Origin of the sequence: Bacillus timonensis, from assembly GCF_004799755.1 — a bacterium.
GTDB lineage: Bacteria > Bacillota > Bacilli > Bacillales > Bacillaceae_L > Ferdinandcohnia > Ferdinandcohnia timonensis_A.
Map to the genome: position 1 here is coordinate 1 of NZ_SLUB01000135.1, position 977 is coordinate 977.

The 977-nt window shown below is 33.7% G+C and carries 1 pseudogene; it reads left to right on the forward strand.

From position 1 onward, the window contains the following. Positions 1-851, forward strand: a pseudogene (locus E1I69_RS24200) (transposase); the annotation flags it as partial. Between the last annotated feature and the right edge of the window lie 126 nt (positions 852-977).

A 977-nucleotide genomic window follows, 5' to 3' on the forward strand; every position in this document is an offset into this window, starting at 1 on the left:
AAACCATTTCTAGCGTAGAAGAACAATTAGCTTTAGAACTCTATCCGCAAACAAAAGAAATAGTTGAAAATGCAAAAGCTATAATAAAGGATCCTAAATTTATTGAACAAAAAGGAGTTCGCTCCATCGTAGACCAAGACGCGAGAGTGGGTCATAAGAGTAAAACAGAAAACTTTTTTGGATATAAAACGGAATATATGGTTACGACAGGACAAAGAATCATTACAGCCGTTAGAGTGAATGATGGAGCATATGTGGATGGAACGCAGTTCCAAGAATTACTGGAATTGACATTAAAAAGTGGACTTACTATAAAGGAAATCTTTGGTGATAAAGCTTATTTTAAAAAGACAATATTGGATCAAATCAAACAAATTGGGGCAAAACCCTATATACCTGTAAGTGCGATGGCTTACCGGTTAGATGAAGAAAGGTTTAGCTACAATAAGGATTCTGATGAATGGTTTTGCGTTCAAGGAAATAAAACAGAAAAAAAGAAGTACTACAAAGATAAACGGGGAAAAGAATACTATAAATATTCCTTTGAAAAAGAACAATGCAGAAATTGTCCATTAAGGGAATTGTGCATAAAGGAAAAAAGAGTCGGTAAATTGTTACAGGTCAGTATTAATACACCAGAGTTTTATGAATACAGCCAGGAACAAAAGACCGAAGAATTCAAAGAAAAATATAAGGAAAGAGCTTGCCAAGAATGGAAAAATGGCGAAATGAAAAATTTCCACGGGTTAGATCGTGCCAGAGGGTACGGTCTAAGAAGCATGTCTTTACAAGCAAAATTAACTGCATTAGCAGTTAATTTAAAGAGGATAGCTAAGATACTATCCTCTAAAAAACCATCTTTCAAGCAAATAAATGACATTTATTTCAAAAAGGAAGAAAAAACTTTCGTTTTTCTAATTGCAGCATAGTTGTGAAGCTTTTTTATTATAAATATAGGGACTTTTTCAGTGGCTTCG